Source organism: Metapseudomonas resinovorans DSM 21078 (genome assembly GCF_000423545.1).
Classification (GTDB): Bacteria; Pseudomonadota; Gammaproteobacteria; order Pseudomonadales; family Pseudomonadaceae; genus Metapseudomonas; species Metapseudomonas resinovorans.
Genome location: NZ_AUIE01000038.1, coordinates 26,295 through 53,033, shown reverse-complemented (window position 1 = coordinate 53,033; position 26,739 = coordinate 26,295). Strand labels below are relative to the sequence as shown.

20 protein-coding genes are annotated in these 26,739 nt (G+C 64.8%); 9 read left to right on the top strand and 11 right to left on the bottom strand.

What is annotated here, in order from left to right:
* The 8 genes from G559_RS0121670 to G559_RS0121635 form a co-directional block, all read right to left on the bottom strand.
* Positions 1 to 281 (bottom strand): transposase (locus G559_RS0121670; protein ID WP_036997706.1); only part of this gene is annotated, 281 nt, incomplete at its 3' end.
* A 12-nt stretch (positions 282 to 293) separates the two neighbouring features.
* Entirely contained in the window at positions 294 to 578 is a 285-nt protein-coding gene (locus G559_RS0121665) for a hypothetical protein (RefSeq protein WP_028630258.1), read from the bottom strand.
* 1,071 nt (positions 579 to 1,649) lie between these two features.
* Positions 1,650 to 5,627, bottom strand: coding sequence for a trifunctional transcriptional regulator/proline dehydrogenase/L-glutamate gamma-semialdehyde dehydrogenase (putA, locus tag G559_RS0121660; RefSeq protein ID WP_028630257.1), 3,978 nt, complete (start codon positions 5,625 to 5,627; stop codon positions 1,650 to 1,652).
* 309 nt (positions 5,628 to 5,936) lie between these two features.
* Positions 5,937 to 6,506, bottom strand: coding sequence for a TetR/AcrR family transcriptional regulator (locus G559_RS0121655; protein ID WP_036997703.1), 570 nt, complete (start codon positions 6,504 to 6,506; stop codon positions 5,937 to 5,939).
* Positions 6,507 to 6,689: 183 nt separating this feature from the next.
* Positions 6,690 to 7,634 carry a LysR family transcriptional regulator gene (locus G559_RS0121650; RefSeq protein WP_028630255.1) on the bottom strand — a complete coding sequence of 315 codons (945 nt, stop codon included), beginning with the start codon at positions 7,632 to 7,634 and terminating at the stop codon, positions 6,690 to 6,692.
* A 158-nt stretch (positions 7,635 to 7,792) separates the two neighbouring features.
* Positions 7,793 to 9,316, bottom strand: a complete 1,524-nt coding sequence (locus G559_RS0121645; RefSeq protein WP_028630254.1) for a tripartite tricarboxylate transporter permease — start codon at positions 9,314 to 9,316, stop codon at positions 7,793 to 7,795.
* Positions 9,313 to 9,834 carry a tripartite tricarboxylate transporter TctB family protein gene (locus G559_RS0121640; protein WP_028630253.1) on the bottom strand — a complete coding sequence of 174 codons (522 nt, stop codon included), beginning with the start codon at positions 9,832 to 9,834 and terminating at the stop codon, positions 9,313 to 9,315. The genes G559_RS0121645 and G559_RS0121640 overlap by 4 nt, the downstream gene beginning before the upstream one ends.
* A gap of 48 nt (positions 9,835 to 9,882) precedes the next feature.
* Positions 9,883 to 10,896: a Bug family tripartite tricarboxylate transporter substrate binding protein gene (locus tag G559_RS0121635; RefSeq protein ID WP_028630252.1), complete on the bottom strand. Its 1,014-nt coding sequence runs from the start codon at positions 10,894 to 10,896 to the stop codon at positions 9,883 to 9,885.
* Between the two features lie 314 nt (positions 10,897 to 11,210).
* Between G559_RS0121635 and G559_RS0121630 the strand changes: the two genes are divergently transcribed.
* From G559_RS0121630 to G559_RS0121595, 8 genes are all read left to right on the top strand, one after another.
* The gene (locus G559_RS0121630; RefSeq protein ID WP_028630251.1) at positions 11,211 to 12,533 is read left to right on the top strand and encodes an MFS transporter; all 1,323 of its coding nucleotides are present in this window, start codon (positions 11,211 to 11,213) and stop codon (positions 12,531 to 12,533) included.
* Positions 12,526 to 13,491 (top strand): amidohydrolase family protein, encoded by a 966-nt coding sequence (locus tag G559_RS0121625; protein WP_028630250.1) that lies wholly within the window; start codon positions 12,526 to 12,528, stop codon positions 13,489 to 13,491. Before G559_RS0121630 ends, G559_RS0121625 begins: the two co-directional genes overlap by 8 nt.
* Positions 13,488 to 14,501: a 4-hydroxythreonine-4-phosphate dehydrogenase PdxA gene (locus tag G559_RS0121620; RefSeq protein WP_028630249.1), complete on the top strand. Its 1,014-nt coding sequence runs from the start codon at positions 13,488 to 13,490 to the stop codon at positions 14,499 to 14,501. Before G559_RS0121625 ends, G559_RS0121620 begins: the two co-directional genes overlap by 4 nt.
* Before the next feature lie 287 nt (positions 14,502 to 14,788).
* Positions 14,789 to 16,114 carry an MFS transporter gene (locus tag G559_RS0121615; protein WP_036997700.1) on the top strand — a complete coding sequence of 442 codons (1,326 nt, stop codon included), beginning with the start codon at positions 14,789 to 14,791 and terminating at the stop codon, positions 16,112 to 16,114.
* 23 nt (positions 16,115 to 16,137) lie between these two features.
* Entirely contained in the window at positions 16,138 to 17,313 is a 1,176-nt protein-coding gene (locus G559_RS0121610; protein ID WP_028630247.1) for an L-lyxonate dehydratase, read from the top strand.
* 57 nt (positions 17,314 to 17,370) lie between these two features.
* The gene (gene araD1 / locus G559_RS0121605; protein ID WP_028630246.1) at positions 17,371 to 18,366 is read left to right on the top strand and encodes an AraD1 family protein; all 996 of its coding nucleotides are present in this window, start codon (positions 17,371 to 17,373) and stop codon (positions 18,364 to 18,366) included.
* Between the two features lie 112 nt (positions 18,367 to 18,478).
* Complete coding sequence (locus tag G559_RS0121600) at positions 18,479 to 20,062, top strand: aldehyde dehydrogenase (NADP(+)) (protein WP_028630245.1); 1,584 nt, start codon at positions 18,479 to 18,481, stop codon at positions 20,060 to 20,062.
* A 424-nt stretch (positions 20,063 to 20,486) separates the two neighbouring features.
* Positions 20,487 to 21,368 carry a DMT family transporter gene (locus G559_RS0121595; RefSeq protein ID WP_028630244.1) on the top strand — a complete coding sequence of 294 codons (882 nt, stop codon included), beginning with the start codon at positions 20,487 to 20,489 and terminating at the stop codon, positions 21,366 to 21,368.
* A 66-nt stretch (positions 21,369 to 21,434) separates the two neighbouring features.
* On the opposite strand, the gene G559_RS0121590 is transcribed toward G559_RS0121595, so the two are convergent.
* On the bottom strand, positions 21,435 to 21,746 hold the full coding sequence (locus tag G559_RS0121590; protein ID WP_028630243.1) for a hypothetical protein: 312 nt from the start codon (positions 21,744 to 21,746) through the stop codon (positions 21,435 to 21,437).
* 289 nt (positions 21,747 to 22,035) lie between these two features.
* Between G559_RS0121590 and G559_RS0121585 the strand changes: the two genes are divergently transcribed.
* Positions 22,036 to 22,725 (top strand): endonuclease, encoded by a 690-nt coding sequence (locus tag G559_RS0121585; RefSeq protein WP_036997698.1) that lies wholly within the window; start codon positions 22,036 to 22,038, stop codon positions 22,723 to 22,725.
* A gap of 43 nt (positions 22,726 to 22,768) precedes the next feature.
* Here the strand turns inward: G559_RS0121585 and G559_RS0121580 are convergent, their stop codons facing one another.
* On the bottom strand, positions 22,769 to 25,018 hold the full coding sequence (locus tag G559_RS0121580; RefSeq protein WP_028630241.1) for an ATP-dependent DNA helicase: 2,250 nt from the start codon (positions 25,016 to 25,018) through the stop codon (positions 22,769 to 22,771).
* 2 nt (positions 25,019 to 25,020) lie between these two features.
* Complete coding sequence (locus G559_RS0121575) at positions 25,021 to 26,652, bottom strand: VRR-NUC domain-containing protein (protein WP_028630240.1); 1,632 nt, start codon at positions 26,650 to 26,652, stop codon at positions 25,021 to 25,023.
* Positions 26,653 to 26,739: the final 87 nt, after the last annotated feature.

Genomic DNA, 26,739 nt, shown 5'->3' with positions numbered 1-26,739 from the left:
GCACTGGCCAGGCGCAGAATCTCGTTGGCTTTGCGCAGCTCGCGATTTTCGCGCTCCAGGGCTTTGATGCGTTCACGCTCGTCAGTGGTCGGCCCAGGACGTTGGCCGGCATCGGTCTGATGGCGACGAATCCAGCCATGCAGGGTTTGCGCTGCACAGCCGATCTTCGGGGCAATGGCCTCAATGGCCGCCCACTCGGAGGGGTAGTCGTTCAGGTGCTCCAGAACCATGCGCACGGCACGTTCACGGACTTCAGGGGAGTAGGTCGCAGTCTTTCTCATGGCCTCATCTTCTCAAGAGTTGAGGCCTCCACGAAACCCGGGGCGATTCACTAGCCATATCTTCCTGGCTTTGGATAGCGCATCCAAATAGCGTTGTACGGCGCTTTTGCGCTCCAGAGCGCTTTGCTCGCGATTGAGCTTGGCATTGCGTATGTCTGTTTCGAGCGCGCTTTGATGAGCAATCATCATTGCAAGCTGATCGGGGTTGCCAACCTCTCTCCAACCTCCAAAGAGTGCCGCAAGACGCTGATATAGGGCGGTGTTGTGCTTGCGGCTAAGCCTGACCAGCGTCGGCATCTCAAAGGGTGTCCTTGGGGGTGTGGAGGGTGCATGAAAGGTGCATCATGCTACAGTGCGAGAGTGCACATGGCGTGCACACGCCTCATCATAACGTCATGATTTATAAAGGGAAAAATTGCCTATCCATCATCGGCGCCACGGAGAAGCGGCGGGAAAGGGCAGGGCGCGTGGTGGGCTGGGGAGCGTTTAGAGCGGTCATCGGAAACGTCTGATTTGAACCTGTTTTGACCCCTTTCCGGCCATCTCGGCAGACCTGGTGCTGATTTTTAGCACTGGGTTCATGGGATTTAGCACTGCAGGAAAGCATGGGCGCGATCACGCGGCGAAGGAACAAGAACGGCGAGGTGAAATACACCGCTCAAATCAGGCTGCGCCGGCAAGGGCGCATAGTCTATCAGGAAACCCAATCCTTCGATTTCAAGCAGACGGCCCGCGTCTGTCTGCTGCGACGTGGGTCCGAACTGGCCGCGCCCGGGGTCTGGAGCGCGCCAAACGCAAGGAGTCCAAGGTGCGGCGAATGATCGGTCAGTCGATCCGCTCGGTCACCCGCCTACAACGCAGGCAATCGATGCGGCGCACTGGCACCTGTAGCAGAGCGCGTTGATCCAACAAACTCCGATCACGCACCCGGCGCAGTCGGCGCCCATGGTTCAATCGATAGCGACTGTATTTGGGCGCTTGGTCAGCTTGGGGCTCGAGTTCAGTCGGCAGAGTGCTGTCGGCGAATGGGCGACATGCATCAACCGCGTCGCTTGGTCAGAGTTGGGCAAGATCAATAGGATGCGCGACGGCAGCGGGGATCGGGGGGGAGTTTGGCGATTGCAAGCTAACCCGCAAATCGATCTTCCTCAAGACTCCGCGAAGAACCAAAAAAGAAGGGGGCACGCTTGTGGCGTGCCCCCTTTGCCGTCAGTGAATGATGGCCAACCGTCGAAGAGAAGAGTGGGCGGGGCCGCCCCGGTAAGGGTGGTCCGCCTGGAGGCAAGGCCTCCGGTGTTGCGACCGGCACCTGCCTTGTGAGCGGGTGCCGGGGTGGAACAATGTCGCTCCCGAGGGCGCGACGGGGTGTCAGCCGATGGTCATCAGGCTGGCGTTGCCGCCAGCAGCGGCGGTGTTGACGCTGATGGCGCGTTCGATCAGCAGGCGCTCCAGCGGGATCGCGGTCTCGCCCTGGGACAGGCCCTGGACGCCGATGATGGGACCCTTGCGGGAAGCGACCTGCTGGCAGATGGCGCTCAGTTGATCGGAGTCACCGTGGTGCAGTACGGCATCGAAGGCGACTTCGGGCTGGCTCCAGTCCGCAACCAGTTGGATGCGTGCCTGCACCGCTTTCGGCAGGGCGCCGCGCAGCTTGCCGGTCAGTTCGCTGGTGGCCCAGAGTGCGCTGCTGCCAACGGCCAGAGCGCCCGCCAGTTGAACGAGCAGGTCGGCTTCGTCGTCCGCCAGGCAGAGTACGGTCTCGCGCGGCAGCAGCACGTAGGTGTTGCGCTCGCCAGTCGGGCCAGGCAGGACGCGGGTCAGGCCGCTCTGGGACTGCTCGGCGAAGCTGTCGCAGAGGCTCGCCAGGCTGTCCTTGCCGTTCTTCGCGGCCCAGGCCTTGAGGGCTTCCAGGGGCTTGCCCTGACGTTCCTGCAGGGTGGTGCGCTGCTGGGTGTCGGCGACGCTTTGGCCATCCAGGCGTTGGAAGGTGCGGCTGACGCCGTCGACCGGGCGGGTGGCCAGCAGGCGGTACATGTACAGCGGGCCGCCGGCTTTCGGGCCGGTACCGGACAGGCCTTCGCCACCGAAGGGCTGCACGCCGACCACGGCGCCGACCATGTTGCGGTTGACGTAAAGGTTACCGGCGTGGGCCTTGTCCACCACCTTGGCGATGGTTTCGTCGATGCGGGTGTGCACGCCCAGGGTCAGGCCGTAACCGGTGCCGTTGATCTGGTCGAGCAGGGCGTCCATGTCCTCGCGCTTGTAACGAAGCAGGTGCAGCACGGGGCCGAAGATTTCGCGTTCCAGGTCGGCGAGGCTGTCCAGTTCGATCAGGGTCGGCATCACGAAGGTGCCGCGCTGCATCACATCACCGTCGGTGCGGGCGATCTGGAACACGCTGCGGCCTTTGCTGCGCATGGCCTGGACGTGCTTGTCGATGTTGGCCTTGGCCTCGGCGTCGATGACCGGGCCGATATCCACGTTCAGGTGCTCGGGGTTGCCGATGCGGCACTCGGCCATGGCGCCCTTGAGCATCTCCACCACGCGGTCGGCCACGTCTTCCTGCACGCACAGCACGCGCAGGGCGGAGCAGCGCTGGCCGGCGCTGTCGAAGGCGGAAGCGATCACGTCGGTCACCACCTGCTCGGCCAGGGCCGAGGAGTCGACGATCATGGCGTTCTGGCCGCCGGTCTCGGCGATCAGCGGGATCGGGCGGCCTTGGGCGTCCAGGCGGCCGGCGACGTTGCGGGCGAGGATGCCAGCCACTTCGGTGGAGCCGGTGAACATCACGCCTTTCACGCGCTCATCGCTCACCAGGGCGGCGCCCACGGTGTGGCCGAGGCCTGGCAGCAGTTGCACCACGCCTTCCGGAATGCCGGCCTGGAGCAGGATGCGCACGGCCTGGGCGGCAATCAGCGGGGTCTGTTCGGCGGGCTTGGCCAGCACGGTGTTGCCGGCGGCCAGGGCAGCGGCCACTTGGCCGGCGAAGATCGCCAGGGGGAAGTTCCACGGGCTGATGCACACCACCGGGCCCAGCGGGCGGTGCGTGTCGTTGGCGAAGTCGTGGCGGGCCTGGGCGGCGTAATAGCGCAGGAAGTCCACGGCCTCGCGCACTTCGGCGATGGCGTTGTTGAAGGTCTTGCCAGCTTCGCGGACGAGAATGCCCATCAGCGGCTGCATCTCGGCTTCCATCAGGTCGGCGGCGCGATCCAGGGCGGCGGCGCGCTCCACCGGCGGGGTGGATTGCCAGATCGGTGCGGCGGTGATGGAGGCCAGCACGGCATTGCCGACGTCAGCGGTGGTGGCGTTCTGCACGTGGCCGACCACGTCGCGGTGATCCGCCGGGTTCAGTACGGGCTCGCTCGGGCCTTCGCTGGTTGGGCAGCCGAGCATCGGCTGGGCGCGCCAGTCGGCGTGGCCGCTGCTCAGCAGGGCGCTGGACAGGGACGCCAGGCGGTGTTCGTTGGCCATGTCGATGCCGCTGGAGTTGACTCGGGCGTCGCCGTACAGGGCCTTGGGCTGCGGGATGCGCGGGTGCGGGAGGCCCAGGGCGCCTTCGACACTGGCCATGGCCTCGGCGCTGGCAACCGGATCTTCCACCAGTTCTTTGATGGAGATGCTGTGGTCGGCGATGCGGTTGACGAACGAGGTGTTGGCGCCGTTTTCCAGCAGGCGGCGGACCAGGTAGGCCAGCAGGGTTTCATGGGTGCCGACCGGTGCGTAGATGCGGCACGGACGGTTCAGCTTGCCGTCGGCGATCTTGCCCACCACTTGCTCGTACAGCGGTTCACCCATGCCGTGCAGGCACTGGAACTCGTACTGGCCCGGGTAGTAGTTCTGGCCGGCGATCTGGTAGATGGCCGACAGGGTGTGGGCGTTGTGGGTGGCGAACTGCGGATAGATGACTTCCGGTACGCCCAGCAGCTTGCGTGCGCAGGCGATGTAGGAAACGTCGGTGTAGACCTTGCGGCTGTAGACCGGGAAGCCTTCCAGGCCATCGACCTGGGCGCGCTTGATCTCGCTGTCCCAGTAGGCGCCTTTCACCAGGCGGATCATCAGGCGGTGCTGGCTGCGGCGGGCGAGATCGATCACGTAGTCGATCACGTACGGGCAGCGCTTCTGGTAGGCCTGGATGACGAAGCCGATGCCGTTCCAGCCCTTCAGGCTCGGCTCGAAGCAGAGGCGCTCGAGCAGGTCGAGGGAGATTTCCAGGCGGTCGGCTTCTTCGGCGTCGATGTTCAGGCCGATGTCGTACTGCTTGGCCAGCAGGGTCAGCGACAGCAGGCGCGGGTACAGCTCGCCCATCATGCGCTCGTACTGGGCGCGGCTGTAGCGCGGGTGCAGCGCGGAGAGCTTGATTGAGATACCCGGGCCTTCGTAGATGCCGCGGCCGTGGGAAGCCTTGCCGATAGCGTGGATGGCCTGCTCGTAAGAGGCGTAGTAGCGCTGGGCATCTTCCTCGGTCAGCGCGGCTTCACCGAGCATGTCGTAGGAGTAGCGGAAGCCCTTGGCTTCGAAATTGGTGGCGTTGGCCAGGGCCTCGGCGATGGTTTCGCCGGTGACGAACTGCTCGCCCATCAGGCGCATGGCCATGTCCACGCCCTTGCGGATCACCGGCTCGCCGCTCTTGCCGATGATGCGGTTCAGCGAGGACGACAGCCCGGCTTCATTGTGGGTGGATACCAGCTTGCCGGTGATCAGCAGGCCCCAGGAGGCCGCGTTGACGAACATAGACGGGCTCTGGCCCAGATGCTGCTGCCAGTTGCCGGTGCTGATCTTGTCGCGGATCAGGGCGTCACGGGTGCCCTTGTCCGGGATGCGCAGCAGGGCTTCGGCCAGGCACATCAGTGCCACGCCTTCCTGGGAGGACAGGGAGAATTCCTGCAGCAGGCCCTGGACGATACCGGCACGGCCGCCAGCGCTCTTCTGGTTGCGCAGTTTCTCGGCGATGCCATAGGCCAGCTTGTAGGCGGCGTCAGCCATCTCGGCGGGCAGGCGGGCCTGCTCCAGCAGCATGGGCACGGCTTCCTGCTCGGGGCGGCGGTAGGCGGCGGTAATGGCCGCGCGCAGCACGGACTGCGGCAGGATGCTTTCGGCGAATTCGAGGAACGGCTGGTGGGTAGGCTCGGGGAGGGCTTCGAGCGCGTCGTGGTCACCTTCGGCCAGGCGCTGGGCAATGCCTTGGAGTTCCGGAAGGGTCATGCCGCTTTCCAGGGCCTCGAGGTAGCTGAAGATCGCTTGCTTGATCAGCCAATGCGGGGTGCGCTCGATCCTGCGCGCAGCTTCCTTGAGACGATCACGGGTAGCCTCGTCCAGTTTCACGCCAAGGGTGGTGCTCGTAGCCATTTCTTGTCCTCTTTTCAGCCGTGGTCGTACGGCAGTAGCGGCGCAAAGATTAGCGATGTCCTACAAGGGGTGCAACCGGGTGCAACCAAAGGTCGTATATCTGGCGACGATCAGCGGATGAAAGGTCGCCTCAATGACTCGAAAAGGTTGCACCTGATTGGTGCGAAGGCTCGAATATACGGGCGTTTCGTGAGGCGTGGCCGGCTTGGTGAGGGAGGGTGCAACCCAGGTGCAGCCGGTTTTGGCCCTACCTGGAAAGCATAGGCCGCCCTCGCTGAATGCCGAGGGCGGCGACGGATGGTGGTGCAGTCAGGCCTTGGCGGCTTGTGCAGCCTCGACCTGGGCGAGGAGGGTTTGGCGGGTGCTGTCGAGGATGCGGTCGGACAGTTCTTCGCTGGCCACGCTGCGGGCCAGCGTCAGCGCACCCACCAGGGTGGCGAGCATTGCCAGACTCTGTTCTGCGCTGCCGGTTTCCTTCTCCATGAGTTCCAGCAGGCCGGTCAGTACGCCATCGGTGATGGGGCTGGCATTGCCGCGCTGGCCCATTTCGGCCGACATGGTCGGCAGCGGGCAACCCTGCTCGGGGTGGGCGCGGTGCTGAGGCGAGAGGTAGCGCTCGAAGAAGGTTTTCAGCGGTTGTTCCTTGGAGAACGCCTTGGCCCATTGGGCATTGGCGTCATTCGCTGCTGCCTGGAGAGCCTCTTCCACCAGGGCATCCTTGGATTTGAAGTGCGCATAGAAGCCGCCATGGGTCAGACCGAGCGCCTTCATCAGCGGTTGCAGGCCGGTAGCGTCGATACCGTCGGCGCGGAAGCGACGAGACGCCTCGGCGACGATGCGTTTGTGGGTTTCTGCCTTGTGGTCTTCGGGGTAGCGCATGGCGGTCACCTCGTGGGGAAGATTGATATTGCGATTGTAATTCACATCCCCTGTCGCGCGAGCGGAAATTGGCCACGGCGCCGAACCGGGTGCCGTGGCTGAACGATCACATGCCATGGCTTCCTGGTCGACGTGGGAGATGGCGCAATAGCCGTACGACAAAGTGGCCAGGGGCGTGATCGATCAGCCGGAAACCTGGGCCTGTTCGGCTTTCACCGCGCTGATGAAGGCTTGCATGGCCGAGGACTTGATGCGGTGGCGGCGGGTGATCAGGCCAAAGGGCGGCAGGCGCGGTTCGAAGGCGATGGGCAGTACCGCCAGCAGATGGCGGCCGGGATAGTCCTCAACCACTGAACGCGGGGTGACACCGATCATGTCGGTCTGCTGCAAGAGGGAGAGCAGGGTCATGATGGAGGTGGTTTCGACAATGCTGCTGGGGATGTCCACGCGGGCGTTGTGGAAGGCCTGGTTGACGATGGCTCGCATCGGGCTGGGGTGTTGCTGGAGCACCCAGGTCATGCCTTGAAGCTCGGTCCAGGACAGGCTCTGTGCGTCGGCGATGGGATTTTGCGCGCCAGCGATCACGCACAGTTCCTCCTCTCCCAGGCTGTCGAACAACAGGTCGTCAGCACGCGCGCCGGTGGGGATGCGTCCCAGGACCACGTCCAACTGATCTTGCTGCAGGGCCTGGACCAGGACGTCGCTGGTGTCCACCTGGATGCTCATGGACAGGCGCGGGTGGCTCTTCTTCAGGGTTGCGATGGTACGGGTCAGCAGGCCCGAGGCCAGGGCCGGAATAGCGCCCACGGTCACTCGTCCCAGGTTGCCGGATTCCAGGGCGGCCAGTTCTTCGCGCATGCCCGACAGCTCGGCGAAGACCATCCGTGAGTAGTAGATCACCGTCTCGCCAAAGGCCGTGGCACGCATGCCGCGGGGCAGGCGCTCGAACAGTTCGACCCCGAGCAGGCCTTCGGCCTCGTGGAGCATCTTGGTCGCTGCTGGTTGGGTCATACCGATCTCGTCGGCGGCGCGGCGCAGCGAGCCAAACTCTTCCAGGGCCAGCATCAGGCGCATTTGCCGCAGGCGCAGACGGCTGTGGATGAGGGCAGCTTCGGGGATGCGCGACATGGGCAGTGCTCGGCAGTGAAAGAGGGGCAAGCCTGACAAGAAACGCCAGGCCTTGCCAAGGGGAGAAGGTTGTACCGAATCGATGGAGGGACCGTAGGAGCCAGCTTGCTGGCGAAAAGCGTTTCGCGAGCAAGCTGGCTCCTACGGAGCGGCTGGGACTACGGCATGGATCGCCGCACCTTGGCGCATTTCAGCCCGGCCAGGGCCTTTGCACCGCGTGCCAGCAAAGGCCAGAACAGCATCAGCAAGGCCGCCGTGGTCAGGCTGCCCACCAGCGGGTTGGACCAGAAGATGGAAAGCTCGCCGTTCGAGAACAGCATGGACTGGCGGAAGGCATCCTCGGCCTTGTCCCCCAGCACGGCCGCCAGGACCAGCGGCGCGATGGGGTAGCCGAGCTTCTTGAACAGATAGCCCAGAGCGCCGAAGCCGAGCATCAGGACCACATCGAACATCGAGTTGTGCACCGAGTAGGCGCCGATGGCACAGACCATGACGATGATGGAGGCGATGATCGAGAAGGGGATGCGCAGGATCGAGGCGAACAGCGGCACGGTGGCCAGCACCACGATCAGGCTGACGATGTTGCCCAGGTACATGCTGGCGATCAGGCCCCAGACGAAGTCGTGCTGCTCGACGAACAGCGTCGGTCCGGGATGCAGGCCCCAGATCATCAGGCCGCCCAGCATCACCGCAGCGGTGGCCGAACCAGGAATTCCCAAGGTCAGCATGGGCAGCAGGGCGCTGGTGCCGGCGGAATGGTCGGCGGTTTCCGGCGCGATCACACCTTCGATCTCGCCCTTGCCAAAGTTCTCGCGGTTCTTCGAGAAACGTCGGGCCAGGCTGTAGCTCATGAAGGAGGCCGCAGTTGGTCCACCGGGGGTAATGCCCATCCAGCAGCCCACCAGGGCACTGCGCAGCCAGGTCAACCAGTAGCGCGGCAGCTTGGCCCAGGTGCGGAAAATCACCATGGGCGTGATGCGTGCTCGCTCGCCACGGAAGACCAGGCCTTCCTCCACCGTGCAGAGGATTTCGCCGATACCGAACAGCCCGATCACCGCCACCTCGAAGCTGATGCCCGACAGCAGCCAGGGTTGGTCGAAGGTCAGGCGCAGATCACCGGACACGGTGTCCATGCCGACCGCGGCCATGGCGAAGCCGATCATCATTGCCACCAGCGTTTTCAGCGGCGGGTTCTTGCTCATGCCGATGAAGGTGCAGAACGCCAGCAGGTACACCGCGAAGAACTCCGGCGAGCTGAACGCCATGGCGAACTCGGCGATGCGTGTGGAGAGGAAGGTCAGCAGCAGCACGCCGACCAGCGCACCCAGCAGCGCCGAGGTGAAGGCGGCAGTCAATGCCTCGGCGGCCTTGCCCTGGCGGGCCATGGGGTAGCCGTCGAAGGTGGTTGCCACGGATGAGGGCTCGCCCGGGATGTTGAACAGGATCGAGGTGATCGAGCCGCCAAACAGCGCCCCCCAGTACATGCAGGAGAGCAGGATGATCGCTGACACCGGCTCCATGGTGAAGGTCAGTGGGAGCAGCAGGGCAACCCCGTTCGGTGCGCCGAGGCCGGGCAGGACGCCGACCAGAATGCCCAGCAGCACGCCCACCACCATCAGGCCGATATGGCCGGGGGTCAGGATCAGGTTCATGCCCTGCATCAGGGAGTCGAACTCGCTCATTTCAGCAGCCCTCCCAGCATGGCCAGAGGGCCTGCCTGCAGTGGCACCTTGAACCAGAGCGCGAAGACCAGGTAGCTGGCAAGCGCCGCGCCACAGGAAACCGCTGCGATGGTCAGGAAGCCATAGGGCTTCTCGCGTTGGCGGTCGCGCCACATGAACCAGGCGATGAAACCGGCTGAGGCCAGGTAAATGCCGGTGAAGGGCATGCAGGCGACGTAGAGGACGATAGGGAGGAACACCGCCAGCACTTGGCGGAACGCACCGCGGCTGACGAAGGCCTCGGCCAGGGAGCGCCAGCGCGCGATTGCCAGCATCAGGTTGGCCAGGCTGGCGGCGCTCAGTAGCAGGCCGATGTAGAAGGGGAAGTAGCCCGGCTCGGGGCCGGCATCACCCCAGCCGATGCCGCCGGCATGGCTGCCGTACATGACCACGGCGCCGACCAGGGCTGTAAAGAGCGCAAGACCGGCTTCCACCCAGCGGGTGCCGACGAGCGCGGACGAATCAAGGTTTCTGGACATGGTTTCACCCCACTGGCGGGCGCCGCACAGGACGGCGCCCGCGCTGGATCACTTGCGCAGCCAGCCGGCTTCCTGGAAGACCGGGGTCACCCGGGCAGTGTCCTTCTCGATGTAGGCGGCCAGTTCATCGCCGGCGAGGAAGGTCGGCACCAGCGCATTGCGCTCGACGTACGACTTGAACTCCGGGGTCTGGCTGACCTTGCGCAGCAGTTCGACATAGAAGGCGCGCTGCTCGGGGGTGACATCCCCTGCCATGAATACCGTGCGCGGGAAGCGATACTGGTCGACGCCCAGGCCCTGTTCCTTGCAGGTGGGCACATCGGCCCAGGATTTCTCACCGGCGACTTTCTCGGTGTAGGCCATGCGCGTCTGGCTGAACACGCAGAGCGGCTGCACCTGATCGCCGCGCCACTGGCTGAGGCTCTCGCTGGGATTGTTGACGTTGGATGTGATGTGCTTGCCGGCCAGTTGGGTGGCCGCTTCGCTACCGCTCTTGAAGGGGATGTAAGTGAGCCTGGTACCGGTGGTCTGGTTCAGCAGCAGGGTCAGGGTCTGGTCCACGTCCTTGGATTGGCTGCCGCCCATGCGCATGTTCGCCGGGTCCGTCTTGATCTGTTCGTAGTAACCCTTGGCGTCCTGCCAGGGCGCGTCTTTGTAGGTCCAGAGGATGAAGTCGTCCTCGGCCACCGCAGCCACCGGGGTCAGGTCGGTCCACTGGTAGCCCAGCTTGGCCACCAGCGGCAGCAGGTAAATGTTGTTGGTGCCGATCACCAGGCGCTCGGCCTCTCCCTTGGACAGCTTCATGTCGAGGAAGGCTTCGGCGCCGTTGCCGCCGCCCTTGTTCATTACCACGGTGTTCACGTCCAGCAGCTTGTGCTGGCTGATGATCGACTGGATCAGGCGACCCAACTGGTCGGTGCCGCCGCCGGGGCCGCCAGCGACCAGGATTTCTACGTTCTTCTCGGGCTGCCAGGTGGCAGCGAAGGCGGGGAGGGTGCTGGCGCAGACCAGGGCGCAGCCGGCGAGCAGGCGAGCGATATGACGAACGGGAACAGTTCGCATGGTGGACCTCTTCTTGTGTTTGTTATGGGTGGGGCCGAGTGTGTGAAGCGGGCGCTAGCGCGTCTACTCAATTAATCGCATACAGCGATAGCCAGGGGTTATCGCTAAGCGCGCCATCGCTCTAGGCTGGCATATCAGGCTTTCGAGAAGCCTTCACGCTTGCGAGTTCGAACTTGCGATATCCCCAGGGAATAGGTCTATGAGGACTTTTGATTAGACGGTTATTGATCCGGGTTGGGATAGTTCGTCCACACCCTCAGCGCCCAAGGACTGCAGGGATGCCTAACAAGAACGATAAGAACGAGGTCAGAGCCATGAGCGCAGTGCACCGACTGCCCCCTTTACCTGTCTCCACCGATCAAACGGTGGCAATGCGTCCGTCCCGTGTCCGCTGGCGCATCTTCGCGATCATCTTTGCCCTCACGGTGATCAACCTGATCGACCGCGTTTCCCTGTCCATCGCCATGCCCACCATCGGCAAGGAGTTCGACCTGTCGCCCAGCATGCAGGGGCTGATCCTCAGCAGCTTCTTCTGGGCCTATGCGCTGCTGCAGATTCCTGGCGGCTGGCTGATCGACCGCTACGGCCCGCGCCGGGTGATCGGCTGGTCCACCGGTCTCTGGGGGCTGTTCCAGACCCTCGCGGCCTTCGCCACCGGTGGCTTGTCGCTGCTGTTCGCCCGGGTCGCCCTGGGCGCCGCCGAAGCGCCGCTGTTCCCGTCCGGCGGCAAGCTCAACTCGCTCTGGCTGGCGCCCAGCGAGCGCAGCCGCGGCGCGGTACTGATGGATTGCGGTGGTCCGTTGGGCGTCGCCCTGGGAGGCTTGATCATCGCTTACCTGATTGCCGTGCTCGGGTCCTGGCGCATCGCTTTCTTCGTCGCCGGTATCGCCACCCTGGCCATGGCCTGGCTGGCCTGGCACTACCTGCGCGACGATCCGGCACAGCACCCGGACGTCAACGAGGCGGAGCTGGAGCGCATCAACGCCGGTCGCGTGACTTCCATCGCCGAGGCGGCACGGGCGCCGGTGAAGGGCCTGGGCATCGCCGCCCGCTCGCTGACCGGCATGCTGCTGGGGCGCGCCAGCTGGGCCATGGTGTTCTTCGGCCTGCTGACCTGGGGGCCCAGCTACCTGGCCCAGGCCCGGGGCTTCGACATCAAGGGCATCGGCGCTGCCACCTTCATCATCTTCCTCTGTGGCGCACTCGGCTCGCTGTGCGGCGGTTTCCTCTGCGACACCCTGATCCGCAAGGGCGTGCGCCGTGGCCTGGCGGCCAAGGGCCTGCTGGCGGTAGCCGGCCTGGTGGCACTGGTGGCCTTCCTGCTGCTGCCGACCCTGCACGATGCCTACGCCGCCGTGGCGCTGCTCTGCCTGACCGCCTTCTTCCTCATGTGGGGCAGCCTCTACTGGAGCTTCCCGGCGCTGCTCGCCGCCCCGGCGCGGGTCGGCCTGATCGGCGGGGTGATGAACCTGGCCGGCAGCCTCGGCGGCATCCTGGTGCCGATCCTGGTCGGGGTGATCCTCCAATACTTCGGCGGCTATGCCGGCGTGCTCAGCTTCTTCGCCGGCTGCTCGGCCCTGTTCGTCGCCGGCACCCTGCTCATCGGCCTGGACAACGACGAGGTGAAAGATGCCTGAGCAAAGGCTCTACGACGGCCCGATCATCGATGCCCACCACCACTTCTGGGACCCGCAACTGAACTTCCATCCCTGGTTGTCCGGCGGTGAGGCCATCCCGTTCCGCTATGGGGACTACAGCGCCATCCGGCGCCGCTACTTCCCGGAGGACTATCTCGCCGATGCCGGTGAGCACCAGGTGGTCGCCACCGTCTACGTGGAAACCGAGTGGGACCCGCGCGACCCCGTCGGCGAAACCCGCTTCATCCACGAGGTGGCGGCCCGCTACGGCGCGCCGAATGCGGTGGTTGCCCAGGCCTGGCTGGATGCCCCGGACGCCGCCCAGGTGCTCGCCGCCCAGGCCGCCTTCGAGCGGGTACGCAGCGTGCGCCACAAGCCGGGCGGCCCGGCGCGCCCCGAAGAGGTCGGCCAGTGCCGCTGCCTGATGAGTGACGAGGCCTGGCGCCGGGGTTATGCCGAACTGGGTCGACACGGCTTGCACTTCGACCTGCAGACCCCCTGGTGGAACCTGCCGGAGGCCGAGGCGCTGGCGCGGGACTTCCCCGCTACCCGGCTGATCCTCAACCACGCCGGCCTGCCGTCGGACCGCAGCGAGGCCGGGCTGGCCGGCTGGCATGCGGCCATGGCGCGCTTCGCCGAGCTGCCCAACGTCGCGGTGAAGATCTCCGGCATCGGCCTTGCCGGGCGCCCCTGGTGCGCCGAGGACAACGCCTGGATCGTCCGCGAGACCGTCGCCATGTTCGGACCGGAGCGGGCCATGTTCGCCAGCAATTTCCCCGTCGATGGCCTGTGCGGCTCGTTCGACACCATCTACAGCGGCTTCAAGCGCATCGTCGCCGACCTGCCGTATGCCGACCAGGAGCAGCTGTTCTGCGGCACCGCGCGGCGCATCTACCGTACCCAGCCCACGGCCTTCCGCCTGCCGCAGGGCATCACCGACATGAGGACTTCCGCATGAACCAACCCCGTCTTCCCCGCATCGCCATGGTCCTGGGCGACCCCGCCGGCATCGGCCCGGAACTGATCGCCCGGCTGCTGGCCGAGCCCGAGGTACGGCGGCAGGCCCATGTGCTGCTGATCGCCGACGAGGCAGAGATGCTCAAGGGCATGCAGATCGCCGGGTGCGAGTTCCCGTACCGGCCGGTCGCCTCCCTGGATGAGCTGGCATTCACGGATGAGGTGCCGCTGTTCTATCACTACCGTGGCGCGGCTAAAGGCCCGTTTCCGCGCAGCGAGGCCAGCGTGGTGGGGGGGCGCTACAGCCTGGACACCCTCGAAGTGGCCCTGCGCCTGACGGCCGACAAGACCACCGACGCCATCCTCTTCGGTCCCCTGAACAAGACCTCCCTGCACATGGCCGGCATGGCCCACAGCGACGAGCTGCACTGGTTCGCCGAGTACCTCGACTTCCAGGGGCCGTTCTGCGAGTTCAACGTGCTGGACAACCTCTGGACCTCGCGGGTGACCTCCCACGTGGCCCTGGCCGACGTGCCGGGGCTGATGAATCAGGACCGGGTGGTGGAAGCCATTCGCCTGATCGATACCGCACTCAAGCGCAGCGGGCTGGAAAAGCCGCGCATCGGTGTCTGCGGCCTCAACCCGCACAACGGCGACAACGGCAGCTTCGGCCGCGAGGAACTGGACATCATCGGCCCGGCGGTGGCCCGCGCGCAGGAGCAGGGCATCGACGCCCAGGGACCGTTCCCGGCCGACACCATCTTCCTCAAGGTGCAGGGCGATGCGCGGGCCTTCGACGCGGTGGTGACCATGTACCACGACCAGGGGCAGATCGCGATCAAGCTGATGGGCTTTTCCCGCGGGGTGACGGTGCAGGGCGGCCTGCCCATCCCCATCACCACCCCGGCCCATGGCACCGCCTTCGACATCGCCGGCCAGGGCAAGGCCAACGTCGGCGCCACCCGCCAGGCCTTCGAGATCGCCTGTCGCATGGGGCGCACCCGGGGCTGAGTCCCTAGCTAACCCTCAGGCCCTCCCTCGCTTTCACCGCGCCACCCAATGGGTGAGCGCGGTTTTTGTGCTGCATGCTCGACAGTGGATCGATAACCACCTCGGCGTCGCGTGGCTTAGACGTATTTCCTGTGGTTATCACCGAATGAATACAAGTGATTATTCGCCAAGCCACCCGCTGGCTAGAGTCGGCCTCAACGAACGCGCCTCGCGTCTCGTTGAAATACCTACAAGAAGCCCGCCTTGTTGCCTCGCAAGGCAATTACCGGCAACAGAAGGACCTCACAATGACAACTACGATTTCCCTGCCCGAGGCACTTGCCTCCGCCATCTCCAGAAGTCGCCTGCGGCTGCTGCCATTCCTCATCCTGATGTACGTGCTGGCCTTCATCGACCGGGCCAATGTGGGGTATGCGCGCACCTTCCTGCAGGCCGATACCGGTCTCAGTGACGCCGCATTCGCCTTCGGTGCGAGCATTTTCTTCATCGGTTATGCCTGCTTCGAAGTGCCCAGCAACCTGATGCTGCACCGCCTCGGCGCCCGCGTGTGGCTGTGCCGGATCATGGTCACCTGGGGCCTCGTCTCGGCTGCCATGATGTTTGCCGACAGCGCTACCGCCTTCTACGTACTGCGCTTCATGTTGGGCGTGGCGGAAGCCGGCTTTTTCCCCGGCATCATCCTGTACCTCACTTACTGGTTCCCGGCGCAGAGCCGCGGCCAGGCGTTGGGAATGTTCTACTTCGGCCTGCCGCTGGCGCTGGTGCTGGGTGGGCCGCTGTCGGGCTGGCTGCTGGAGTTCCACGGCATCTTCGGCATGACCAACTGGCAATGGCTGTTCGTGGTCGAGGGCCTGATGGCGTCGGTGGTGGGGATCGCCGCCTACTTCTACCTGGTGGACCGCCCGCGTGATGCCCGCTGGCTGAGTGCGGAGGAGAAGGCCGCGCTGGAGGACAAGCTGGCCGAGGAGGACGCGCAGAAGCGCGGCCACAGCCCCCATGGCTTCCTCAGCGCGCTGCGCAGTGGCCAGGTGCTGAAGTTCTGCCTGGTCTACTTCACCGTGCAGATGAGTGTGTACGGCGTGGTCTTCTACCTGCCCACCCGCATCGCGGGCTTCCTTGACGGCCATGTCGGCTTGAGCGTCGGTCTGCTGACCGCCATTCCCTGGGCCTGCGCCCTGGTGGTGACCCGTCTGGTCACCCGTCACGCCGACCGCACCGGGCAACACCGTAACCTTGCCGCCCTGATGTTGGCGATGGCGGCCGCAGGTATCGCCGCATCGGCGCTCAGCCCAAACCTGACCTTCGCGGTGATCGCCTTCTGTTTCGCCGCCTCCGGATTCGTTTCGGTTCAGCCGTTGTTCTGGACGATTCCCACCAGCTACCTGAGCGGTGCGGCGGCGGCCAGCGGCATTGCCCTGATCAACTCCCTGGGCAACCTCGGCGGCTTCGTCGCGCCGAATCTCAAGACCTTGATGGAAACCCTCTTCGGTGACCCCCGCGCGGGCATGTTCGCCCTCGCGGTAGTCGCCGTGATCGGCGCCCTGCTGATCCTCCGCCTGAACACCCGCAAAACCGCTGCCGAGCAGGCCCTGGAGCCTGCCCGCGCGAACTGACTGCAGCCATAGGAGCCATGCACATGAAGATCAAATCCGTCCGTACCCGCGTATTCGAGTGGAAAGGCAAGGTGGTGCCGCCCCAGGCGCACTTCTGCACCAATGCCACCGACATCCTCTACGAGCGTGGCGATGCCATGGGCTCGTTCCGCTTTCACGGCTGGCTGGTGGTGGAGGTGGAGACCGACACGGGCATCGTCGGCATTGGTAACTGCGCCCTGGCGCCACGCGTGGCCAAGGAGATCATCGACCTCTACCTGGCCCCCATTGCAATCGGCGAAGACCCCTTCGACTACGAATACATCTGGCAGAAGATGTACCGCCGCAGCCACGCTTGGGGCCGCAAGGGCATCGGCATGGCCGCCATCTCGGCGGTGGACCTGGCCATCTGGGACATCATGGGCAAAGCCGTGAACAAGCCGGTGTTCAAGCTGCTGGGCGGACGTACCAAGGAAAAGATCTGGACCTACGCGTCCAAGCTCTACGCCAACGACAACCTCGACCAGTTCCTGGAGGAGGCCCAGGGCTACCTGAACCAGGGCTTCACCGCGCTGAAGATGCGCTTCGGCTACGGTCCCAAGGACGGCCCGGCGGGCATGCGCAAGAACATCGAGCAGGTCCGCGCCTTGCGTGAACTGGCCGGCCCGGATGTAGACATCATGCTCGAGTGCTACATGGGCTGGACCCTGGAATACGCCCGCCGCATGTTGCCCAAACTGGCGGAGTTCGAGCCGCGCTGGCTGGAAGAACCGGTGATTGCCGACGACATCGAAGGCTACGTGGAGCTGAAGAAGATGGGCATCATGCCGATCTCCGGCGGTGAGCATGAGTTCACGTCCTACGGCTTCAAGGACCTGCTGGAACGCCGCGCTGTCGACGTGATCCAGTACGACACCAACCGCGTTGGCGGCATCACCGCCGCACGCAAGATCAACGCCATGGCCGAAGCCTGGTCGGTGCCGGTGATTCCCCACGCCGGGCAGATGCACAACTACCACCTGACCATGGCCAGCACCGCATCGCCCATGGCCGAGTTCTTCCCGGTGTTCGACGTCGAGGTCGGCAACGAGCTCTTCTACTACGTATTCAAGGGCGAGCCGCAGCCGGTCAACGGTTACATCCAGCTGGATGACAACCTGCCGGGCCTGGGCCTGGAAATCTCCGAGGAGTACCTCAAGGACTTCAACATCATCGAGTGATGGGCGTGGGCGCTGCCCTCGCGGCGGCGCCGTGCAAGGCCAACAGGAGGCCCAGACATGCGGTTGATTCAATTCGAGAACGGCGTCGGCGAACGCCAGGTTGGTGTGGTCGAGGGCAACCAGGTCCAGGTGCTGTGCAATACCCGTAGCACCCGCGAGTTGGCCCTGGCGGCCATTCGCGCAGGGCGTTCGCTGCGGGATGAGGTCCTCAAGCGCGGCTGTGAGCCGGGACCGGACTATTCACAGCTGCTGGAGGCTCACCGTGTCCTGCCGCCCCTGGACCATGAGGACCCAGCCCATTGCCTGGTCAGCGGCACCGGCCTGACCCATCTGGGCAGCGCGTCCACCCGCGACAAGATGCATCAGCAGGCCGGCCAGGCGGAGTCCGCCATGACCGATACCATGCGCATCTTCAAGTGGGGTGTGGAAGGCGGCAAGCCAGCAGCGGGGCAGGCGGGCGCTCAGCCGGAGTGGTTCTACAAGGGGGATGGCAGCATCGTCGTGCGGCCGGGCGCGGCGTTCCCGGTGCCGCCCTTTGCCGAGGATGCGGGCGAAGAGCCGGAACTGACCGGGCTCTATGTCATCGGTGACGATGGCCAGCCCTACCGGCTGGGCTTTGCCTTGGGCAACGAGTTTTCCGACCACGTCATGGAGCGGCGCAACTACCTCTACCTGGCGCATTCCAAACTGCGATTCTGCGCTTATGGTCCGGAGCTTCGAGTTGGTGAGCTGCCGCGCCACCTGGCGGGTACCAGCCGCATCCTGCGTGACGGCGAAGTGCTCTGGGAGCGGGAGTTCCTCTCCGGCGAGGACAACATGTGCCACAGCCTGGAGAACCTGGAATACCACCACTTCAAGTACGCCCAGTTCCTGCGTCCTGGCGATGTGCATATCCACTACTTCGGCACCGCCACCCTGTCGTTCGCCGACGGGATCCGGACGCGTCCCGGCGATACCTTCGAGATCAGCCTGGCGGAGTTTGGCGAGCCGCTGCGCAATGGCATCGGCGAAGCGTCGCAGCCGCTGCCGGCAGGCGCCGTGCAGGCCCTCTGAGCTGTACCTCGCGCCTCAGTCGCCCGTTCACGAGACGGGCGCTGCGCGGGTTTCCCTTCTTTCCAGGGCCGCTTGGCCCACATCCTCAACCCACGAGGTCAAGGAGTCATAGATGTCAGCGTTACTGGGTCTGAATTACATCGGCGGCACCCGCAGCGGCGCGGGCGAGGTGCTGCTGCACAGCCTCGACGCCACGACGGGCGAGGCGCTGCCCGGCGCCTTCCGCCAGGCTACCGCTGCCGAGGTGGACGCCGCCGCGCGCGCCGCCGAAGCGGCCTATCCGTCCTATCGGCAGCTGTCGGCCCTGCGCCGCGCGGAGTTCCTCGACGCCATCGCCGCTGAACTGGACGCGCTGGGCGAGGACTTCATCGCGACTGTCTGCCGCGAAACCGCGCTGCCGGCCGCACGCATCCAGGGTGAGCGTGGCCGTACCAGCGGCCAGCTGCGGTTGTTCGCCCAGGTGCTGCGCCGGGGCGATTTCCACGGTGCGCGCATCGACCGCGCACAGCCCCAGCGCCAGCCGCTGCCGCGCCCGGACCTGCGCCAGTGCCAGCTGGGCCTTGGCCCGGTGGCGGTGTTCGGTGCCAGCAACTTCCCATTGGCTTTCTCCACCGCCGGCGGCGATACCGCTGCGGCCCTGGCGGCTGGCTGCACGGTGGTGTTCAAGGCCCACAGCGGCCACATGGCCACCTCGGAATGGGTGGCGGACGCCATTCTCCGTGCGGCAGAGCAGACCGGCATGCCGCAAGGCGTGTTCAACATGGTCTACGGCGGTGGCGTTGGTGAGTGGCTGGTCAAGCACCCGGCGATCCAGGCGGTGGGCTTCACCGGTTCATTGAAGGGCGGCCGCGCCCTCTGCGACATGGCAGCGGCGCGACCGCAGCCGATCCCGGTGTTCGCCGAGATGAGCAGCATCAATCCGGTGATCCTGCTGCCCGAGGCCCTCGCGACCCGTGGCGAGCAGGTGGCGGGCGAGTTGGCCGCCTCAGTGGTGCTCGGCTGTGGCCAGTTTTGCACCAACCCGGGCTTGGTCATTGGCATGCGTTCACCAGCCTTCAGCGCCTTCATCGAGCAATTCGCCGCGCGCATGGCCGACCAGCCGACGCAGACCATGCTCAATGCCGGCACCCTGAAGAGCTATGTCGCCGGTCTCACCCGGTTGCACGCCCATCCGGGTATCCGCCACCTGGCCGGCCAGCCACAGCAAGGTAACCAGGCGCAACCGCAGCTGTTCCAGGCCGACGTCGGGCTGTTGCTGGAGGGGGATGAACTGTTGCAGGAGGAAGTCTTCGGCCCGACCACGGTGTTGGTGGAGGTGGCCGACCTGGCGCAACTGCGGCAAGCGCTGAACAGCCTGCATGGCCAGCTCACGGCGACCCTTATCGCCGAGCCGGGCGACCTGGCCAGCGCTACCACGCTGCTGCCACTGCTGGAACAGAAGGTCGGGCGATTGCTGCTCAACGGTTACCCGACCGGGGTGGAAGTCTGCGATGCGATGGTCCACGGTGGCCCCTATCCGGCGACTTCGGATGCTCGCGGCACGTCCGTCGGCAGCCTGGCCATCGCCCGATTCCAGCGTCCGGTGTGCTACCAGAACCTGCCGGACGCCCTGCTGCCAGCGGCGCTGCAGAACGCCAACCCACTGGGGATCCAGCGTCTGGTGGATGGGGTGAATACGCGGGAGGCGTTGGACTGAGCGGGAGGACATCCCGATTCGCCCGGGCAGTGCCGGGACTCTGTCCGGGTTGAGCTTGTGGCGCGGGGGCAGGCTGAAGCGTGAGCCTGATCGGCCAGAACGCCGATCAGGGTTCCGCGTAAAGGGTTGGAGCCCGAATCCCTTGCAGGAGCCCGGCGTAGATGTGACTGGACCGGATCAGCGTCAGCTACATGTCCTGGACCTGCTCGTCGGCAGGCCGATTGTTGAAGATCGACTACAGGCCATGCGCGGACCCGACCGTGCATATCTGCTCTAGCCTGCCCCTTGAGTCACGCCAGGTAAGCCGATATCTTGAGCCGCCTAATCATTAGTCTGCTACCTAGGCTCTGTGCGAAATGTGCCTGCACTCAACGACGTTTCGTGCACAACCTGGCCCTCCCTGGCAGACCTTCCGGACCTTTCCATGAGTGCCCAGAGCCACTTGCCGCAGCGCATCGACCAGCCCCTGAAAGGCATTGTGCTGGTCTGTCTGGCTACCTTTCTGTTTTCCAGCCACGACGCCATCTCCAAGTACCTGTCGGCCTTCTATCCCATCGTGATGGTGGTGTGGGTGCGCTACCTGGTGCACACCTTGCTGATGGCGGGGTATCTGCTGCCGCGCGAAGGTGGGCGTGTACTGCGGACCAAGCGGCCGCTGCTGCAGGTAGTGCGGGCCCTGTGTCTGATAGGCGTCAGCCTGTTGTTCACCACCGGGCTGCGCTACATCCCGCTGGCGGAGGCGACGTCGGTGATCTTCCTGGCACCGCTGCTGGTCACGGCGCTGTCGGTGCCCTTGCTGCGTGAGCGGGTGTCGCGTGGGCAGTGGGCGGCTGTACTGGTGGGGTTCGGAGGCGTGCTGTTGATTGTGCGGCCGGGCGGTGCGCTGTTCACCCCGGCCATCCTTCTGCCGCTGGCGGCGGCTGTTTGCTTCGCCTTCTATCAGCTGACCACGCGCATCCTCAGCCGCAGCGATAGCGCCGCGACCACCAACTTCATCACCGGCCTGACCAACACGCTGATTATGAGTGCTCTGGTGCCGTTCTTCTGGCATCTGCCCGACAGCCTCGGACACAGCCTGCTGATGCTGGCCCTGGGCGCCTGCGGCATGGGTGGGCACATGCTGCTGACCCAGGCCTTTCGCCATGCGTCGCCACCGTTGCTGGCGCCTTTCGGTTATGGCCAGATCGTTTTCGCCGGCCTGCTCGGGTTGTTGCTGTTCAACCACGCGCCGGACCAGGTTGGCCTGTTGGGCATCGCCATCATCGTCGGTAGTGGGCTGTTCATGGCTTATGCGCAGAAGCGTTGAGACGCTAGGGCTTTCCATCTCGAGCGCTAGTCCCCGTTCACGCTTGCCGGTGGGCTGAAGCCCACCCTACGCGCTTTCCACCTCGCGCGAATCCACATACTCCTTCAGCCACCTCAGCACCTGCACCGGCTCCCAACGGGACGGATCGAACAGGGCATAGGCCTGGCCCTGATAACCCACCACGTCCAATTGCCGGTGATAGCCGGCGCGCTGGAACAGGGCCTCGATCTCTGCCAGGCAGGTATTGAAATGCAGGCGCCCGAACGGCGTCTTGCCGTCAGTCACCAGGCCTTCCAGGCGCAGTTCTTCAACCGCTTCACGGATTTCTTCCGGGGCCATGCGGCTCACCGTGTACTTCAACTGGCGTACATCCAGCATCTTGGGCGTCCTCGGGCGGTTCAATGCAGCTGCCGGCCGGCGAGCAGGGGCTGCACCTGGCCACGGGGCGGGAAGGGCAGTGGCAGCTGGTAAGGCAAGGGAACGTTCGGTGGAACAGGTTGCTCGGGCATCGGCAAGCGGATAGGTGCTGATACAGGCATAGGACTTTTCCTGAATTACTGTATATTTATACAGATAGCAGTTGCCGCGGTCTGATGGCAACCAAACCAAAGGAAAAATCTGCTGTCAGTCATTTCCCCTTGACGCAGTACCGGGAATTAGAAGCCTGATGATTCGCTCTATCTTGCTGTTTTGCCTGCTGTTCTCCGCCGCCACCGAAGCCGCTGCACCCCGCACCTTCAATGAAGCCAAGAAGGTTGCCTGGAAGCTCTATGCCACTCACCCGGTGGAGTTTTATTGCGGCTGCCGTTACGAGGGTAACCGCGTGGACCTGAAGAGCTGCGGCTATGTGCCGAGGAAAGCGCCGCAACGGGCCAAGCGCATCGAGTGGGAGCACATAGTGCCGGCCTGGGTGATTGGCCATCAGCGCCAGTGCTGGCAGAAAGGCGGGCGCAAGAACTGCACGGAGAACGACCCGACCTATCAGCGCGCCGAGGCTGACCTGCATAACCTGGTGCCGAGCATCGGCGAGGTGAATGGCGACCGCAGCAACTACAGCTTCGCGTGGCTACCACAGAAGCCCAGTCAATACGGAGCCTGCCCCATGGTGGTGGACTTCAAGGCGCGCAAGGCGATGCCGCGTCAGCAGATCCGCGGGATGATCGCGCGGACCTATTTCTACATGAGCGACCGCTACGGCCTGCGTATTTCCAGCCAGGACCGCAAGCTCTACAACGCCTGGAACCGCCAGTACCCGGTGGAAGCCTGGGAGCGCAACCGCAACCAGCGCGTGGCTTGTGTGATGGGCTATGGCAACCCGTTCGTGGGGAAGGTGGATATGGGCGCCTGCAGGCGATAGGGCAGGGCCGGCGGCGCGTCGAAGCGCGCTTCGCCGCTGCAGGCTATGCGCTATCGACGGACCACCAGCTGGGTAGCAGCCGCTGCACGTCCGGTCGGGCGAAGCGGTCGTCGATCAGGTGGACCACGCCCCTGTCTTCGGTCGTACGGATGACCCGTCCGGCCGCCTGCACCACTTTCTGCAGACCGGGATAGAGATAGGCGTAGTCGTAACCGGCGCCGAACAGTGCGGCCATGCGCCGCTTCAGTTGCTCGTTCACGGGGTTCAGTTGCGGCAGCCCAAGGGTGGCGATGAAGGCGCCGATCAGTCGCTCGCCGGGGAGGTCGATCCCTTCACCGAAGGCGCCGCCGAGCACGGCGAAGCCAATGCCCTGGCCGCCGACTTCGAAGCGCTGCATGAAGGCGTGGCGCTCGGCCTCGTCCATCTGCCGGCCTTGTAGCCAGATGGGTACGTGCGGCTGTTGACGGGCGAACAGGCTGGCTACCTGGTTGAGGTAGTCATAGCTGCTGAAGAAGGCCAGGTAGTTGCCGGGGCGTTCTGCGAACTGCCGGGCCATCAGGTCGGCGATGGGGGCAATTGACGCGCTGCGGTGCTGGTAGCGCGTGGAAACGTCGGCAGTTACCCGCACCTGGAGTTGTTCGGCGCTGAAGGGGGAGTCCACTTCCAGCCAGGGTGTATTGGGGGCCAGGCCCAGCAGGTCGCAGTAGTAATGGCGCGGGTTTAGGGTGGCCGAGAACAGCACTGTGGAGCGGCTGGCCGCGAAGCGTGGGCCGAGGAACGGCGCCGGCACCAGGTTGCGCAGACACAGGCGGGACAGGCTGCTCGAGCCTTTTCCGGGGCGCTTGCTGAGGTCGAATAGCGAGTGACTGTCGAACTGCTCGGCCATGCGGCTGAATTGCATGGCCTCGAAATAGAAGTCCTGCAGGGCGGCGTCCATGGCCGTGGGATTGTCGGTGAGGTAATCGGTAATGGCTGTGACTACCGCCTGGAGCGCATTCAGCAGTTTTGCAGGGGGCGCATCGTAGGCGCGATAGTCCTCGACCTGTTCCTTGTTCAATTCGCTCCAGGTGCGGCCGACCCGCTCCAGGGATTTCTTCAGTACCGCAGGAGCGTGCTTGCGCAGGGCCTTGAGGCTCGCCTGGTCGAGTTCGGCCGAGTACATCTTGCGGGCTCGCTCCACCAGGTTGTGGGCTTCGTCCACCAGCACCGACACGCGCCACTGGTTGGCAGTGGCCAGGCCATGAAGCAGGGCACTCGAGTCGAAGTAGTAGTTGTAGTCGCCTACCACCACGTCGCTCCAGCGCGCCATTTCCTGGGCCAGGTAGTAGGGACAGACCTGGCGGGCGAGGGCGACGTCGCGAAGGGCGTTTCGGTCCAGCCAACGCCGTTGTGCTGCTGCTTCGCGTGCGGCTGGCAGGCGGTCGTAGAAACCTTGGGCGAGGGGGCAGGATTCGCCATGACAGGCGTTTTCCGGGTACTCGCAGGCCTTGTCTCGGGCGACCAGTTCCAGCACCCGCAGCGGGCCACTGTCGAGTTGCTGCAAGGCGTCCAGGGCCAGTTGGCGGCCTGGAGTCTTGGCGGCGAGGAAGAACACTTTGTCCAGGCCCTGGCGCGCAAAGGCCTTGAGCAAGGGGAACAGGGTGCCCAGGGTCTTGCCGATTCCGGTGGGGGCCTGGGCCATCAGGCAGCAGCCGGTGCTCACGGCCTTGTAGACGGCTTCGGCAAGTTGGCGCTGGCCATGGCGAAACCGGGTATGGGGAAAGGCGAGCGCTTCCAGCGCAGTATTGCGCGCCTGCCCATGGATCAGCTCCTGCTCGGCCCAGGCGATGAATCGCTGGCATTGCTCTTCGAAGAAGGCGCGTAGGTCCTCGGCCCGATAGTGTTCGGTAAGCAGGGTTTCCTTCTGGCTGCCGATGTCGAAGTAGACCAGCGCCAGTTCGATCTCCTGCAGTTCCTGCTGCTGACAGAGCAACCAGCCATAGACCTTGACCTGTGCCCAGTGCAGGTGGCGGTGGTTGGCCGGCATGCGCTGAAGGTCGCCGCGGTAGGTTTTTACTTCTTCCAGTCGGTTGAGATGCGGGTCGTACCCGTCGGCGCGACCACGCACCCGCAAAGGGCCGAACTCGCCATTGAGGCAGAGTTCGGCCTGGTAGTCCGCGCCTCGTCGGCTGGTGACCAGCGAGTGGCCGGCGATGCCTTCCAGGGCGGTGGGGGCCGGGGTGAAACGCAGGTCGAGGTCGCCACCCTTGGCGGTGAACTCGCAGAGCGCGCGCACGGCGACGCTATAGCTCATGGTCAGTCCTGCGCCCACTGCACGTAGCAGACTTCTACCGGGATCTCGTGTGTGGCGCAGAACTCCAGCCAGCGCAGTTGGTTGTCTTGGAGGCGGTCACCGGGGCCCTTCACTTCGATCAGGCGGTAGCGACGTTCTTCCGGCCAGAACTGGATCAGGTCCGGCAAACCGGCGCGGTTGGCCTTGATATCGGCCAGGATTCGCTGGAAGCAGGCTTTGAGCTGCGTTGCCGGCAGGCAGGTCAGCGCCTGGTCCAGCAGCGCTTCATCGAGGTTGCCCCAGTAAACGAAGGGCGACAGCAGCCCTTGCTTGGCGGCGTAGGTGCGACGAATGCTGGTTCGGTACTCGTCGCCATCCAGTTGCGCCAGGCAGGCGTCGAACAGCGTCGCGCGGCGCACATGGAAATCCGGGCTGAGCAGGTCCGCTGGGCCGTTGTGGAAGGGATGAAAGAAGGCGCCCGGCAAGGCGGCGAAGATGGCATCCCAGCAGAGCAGGCCGAACAGCGAGTTGAGCAGGGTGTTTTCCACGTAATGCACAGGGGCGTCGTCCTCGTGCAGATGCAGTTGCACCGCGTGCTCCACCGATAGCGGTTCTGGCGGCTGCGGCAGGACCAGGTCGATACGCCGCACTGGCGTGCTGGCGGCGGGAGGCACTTTGGGCAGACCGAGTTTGCGGCGCAGGCGAGGCAGAATGCGTGCCAGGTGCTGTTGCTCTTCCTCGCTGTCTGGTGCGGAGCTGGCTGTCTGGGCCAGATCGAACGCGTCGTCGTGGGCACCGAGACGCTCCAGAATACGGATGCGCCGCACGCGCGCTCCCGCGTAGTCGCTGAGGCCATACAGGCCAAGCGCCGCGTCCAGCAGTCCGCCGCGTTCGCAGTGCTGGCCGACCTGGAACAACAGCTTGCGCCGACGTGCGTCCAGCCACGGGTTGCCATGGGTTTCCAGGGGGAGTTCGGGCAGCAACTGATCCAGTGCTTCGCCCGCATCGAAGCGTTCGCGCCAGCGATGCAGCAGCAGGTAGAACTCGAGATCGGCACGGTCGCGAAAGCCTCGCGCAGAGGCATCGATCTCGATTTTTTCGTACTGGTAGATGCCGAGGTCGGCGAGCACGAACTCCGACCAGTCCTGATAAAGATTGCCGAAGAACATCAGTCGAAGACGGTCGCATATCTCCATCAGGCCGACGGCGTAGATGCAATCGTCGCTGGTCGGGTACCAGTCGGAGAACGGACGAGGTTCGGGGTTCTCGACGAGCAGGGCCGCCAGGCGCTCGGTTTTCCGCCCGGGTGAGCGGCCGAAACAGGCGTCCACCTCGGCCAGGGTGAGCAGGCCGAAGAGCTGCGCGAGGTCCAGTTCCGGCGTTGCATCAACCCAGCCAAGGGCAATCAGGGGCGCCGCCGCTTCCTGTGTATTGCCGATCTCGGCGTAGTTCAGCTTGCTGGCGCGGAACAGATTGCCCTTGCGCATCACCATGCGTACCAGCAGCGCCCTGGAGGCGCGGGGCAGGGCGCGGAAGTCGTCGATGAAGTCCCGCTCTTCGGTATCCAACAGGTCGCTGTAGCGCTCGCTGATCCAGTCGATCAGCGTGTGGAAGTTGTGCAGGTAGTAAAACGGATCTTCGAGGGCGGCGGGCATGGAGAGGGAACTGGGTTGGGCTTGTACTGTGGATTTATACAGATATCAGGCGCGGCTGGTGTGCGGCAAATGGATTTCGATCAGTGG

Bases quoted from the DNA above. Each gene is read 5' to 3' on its own strand.
- G559_RS0121645 (WP_028630254.1), bottom strand. From the start codon at position 9,316: ATGAGCGAGTTCGACTCCCTGATGCAGGGCATGAACCTGATCCTGACC.
- G559_RS0121610 (WP_028630247.1), top strand. From the start codon at position 16,138: ATGAAGATCAAATCCGTCCGTACCCGCGTATTCGAGTGGAAAGGCAAG.
- G559_RS0121575 (WP_028630240.1), bottom strand. From the start codon at position 26,652: ATGCCCGCCGCCCTCGAAGATCCGTTTTACTACCTGCACAACTTCCAC.
- G559_RS0121590 (WP_028630243.1), bottom strand. From the start codon at position 21,746: ATGCTGGATGTACGCCAGTTGAAGTACACGGTGAGCCGCATGGCCCCG.
- G559_RS0121580 (WP_028630241.1), bottom strand. From the start codon at position 25,018: ATGAGCTATAGCGTCGCCGTGCGCGCGCTCTGCGAGTTCACCGCCAAG.
- G559_RS0121665 (WP_028630258.1), bottom strand. From the start codon at position 578: ATGCCGACGCTGGTCAGGCTTAGCCGCAAGCACAACACCGCCCTATAT.
- putA (WP_028630257.1), bottom strand. From the start codon at position 5,627: ATGGCTACGAGCACCACCCTTGGCGTGAAACTGGACGAGGCTACCCGT.
- G559_RS0121600 (WP_028630245.1), top strand. From the start codon at position 18,479: ATGTCAGCGTTACTGGGTCTGAATTACATCGGCGGCACCCGCAGCGGC.
- G559_RS0121630 (WP_028630251.1), top strand. From the start codon at position 11,211: ATGAGCGCAGTGCACCGACTGCCCCCTTTACCTGTCTCCACCGATCAA.
- G559_RS0121655 (WP_036997703.1), bottom strand. From the start codon at position 6,506: ATGCGCTACCCCGAAGACCACAAGGCAGAAACCCACAAACGCATCGTC.
- G559_RS0121615 (WP_036997700.1), top strand. From the start codon at position 14,789: ATGACAACTACGATTTCCCTGCCCGAGGCACTTGCCTCCGCCATCTCC.
- G559_RS0121595 (WP_028630244.1), top strand. From the start codon at position 20,487: ATGAGTGCCCAGAGCCACTTGCCGCAGCGCATCGACCAGCCCCTGAAA.
- araD1 (WP_028630246.1), top strand. From the start codon at position 17,371: ATGCGGTTGATTCAATTCGAGAACGGCGTCGGCGAACGCCAGGTTGGT.
- G559_RS0121635 (WP_028630252.1), bottom strand. From the start codon at position 10,896: ATGCGAACTGTTCCCGTTCGTCATATCGCTCGCCTGCTCGCCGGCTGC.
- G559_RS0121585 (WP_036997698.1), top strand. From the start codon at position 22,036: ATGATTCGCTCTATCTTGCTGTTTTGCCTGCTGTTCTCCGCCGCCACC.
- G559_RS0121625 (WP_028630250.1), top strand. From the start codon at position 12,526: ATGCCTGAGCAAAGGCTCTACGACGGCCCGATCATCGATGCCCACCAC.
- G559_RS0121620 (WP_028630249.1), top strand. From the start codon at position 13,488: ATGAACCAACCCCGTCTTCCCCGCATCGCCATGGTCCTGGGCGACCCC.
- G559_RS0121640 (WP_028630253.1), bottom strand. From the start codon at position 9,834: ATGTCCAGAAACCTTGATTCGTCCGCGCTCGTCGGCACCCGCTGGGTG.
- G559_RS0121650 (WP_028630255.1), bottom strand. From the start codon at position 7,634: ATGTCGCGCATCCCCGAAGCTGCCCTCATCCACAGCCGTCTGCGCCTG.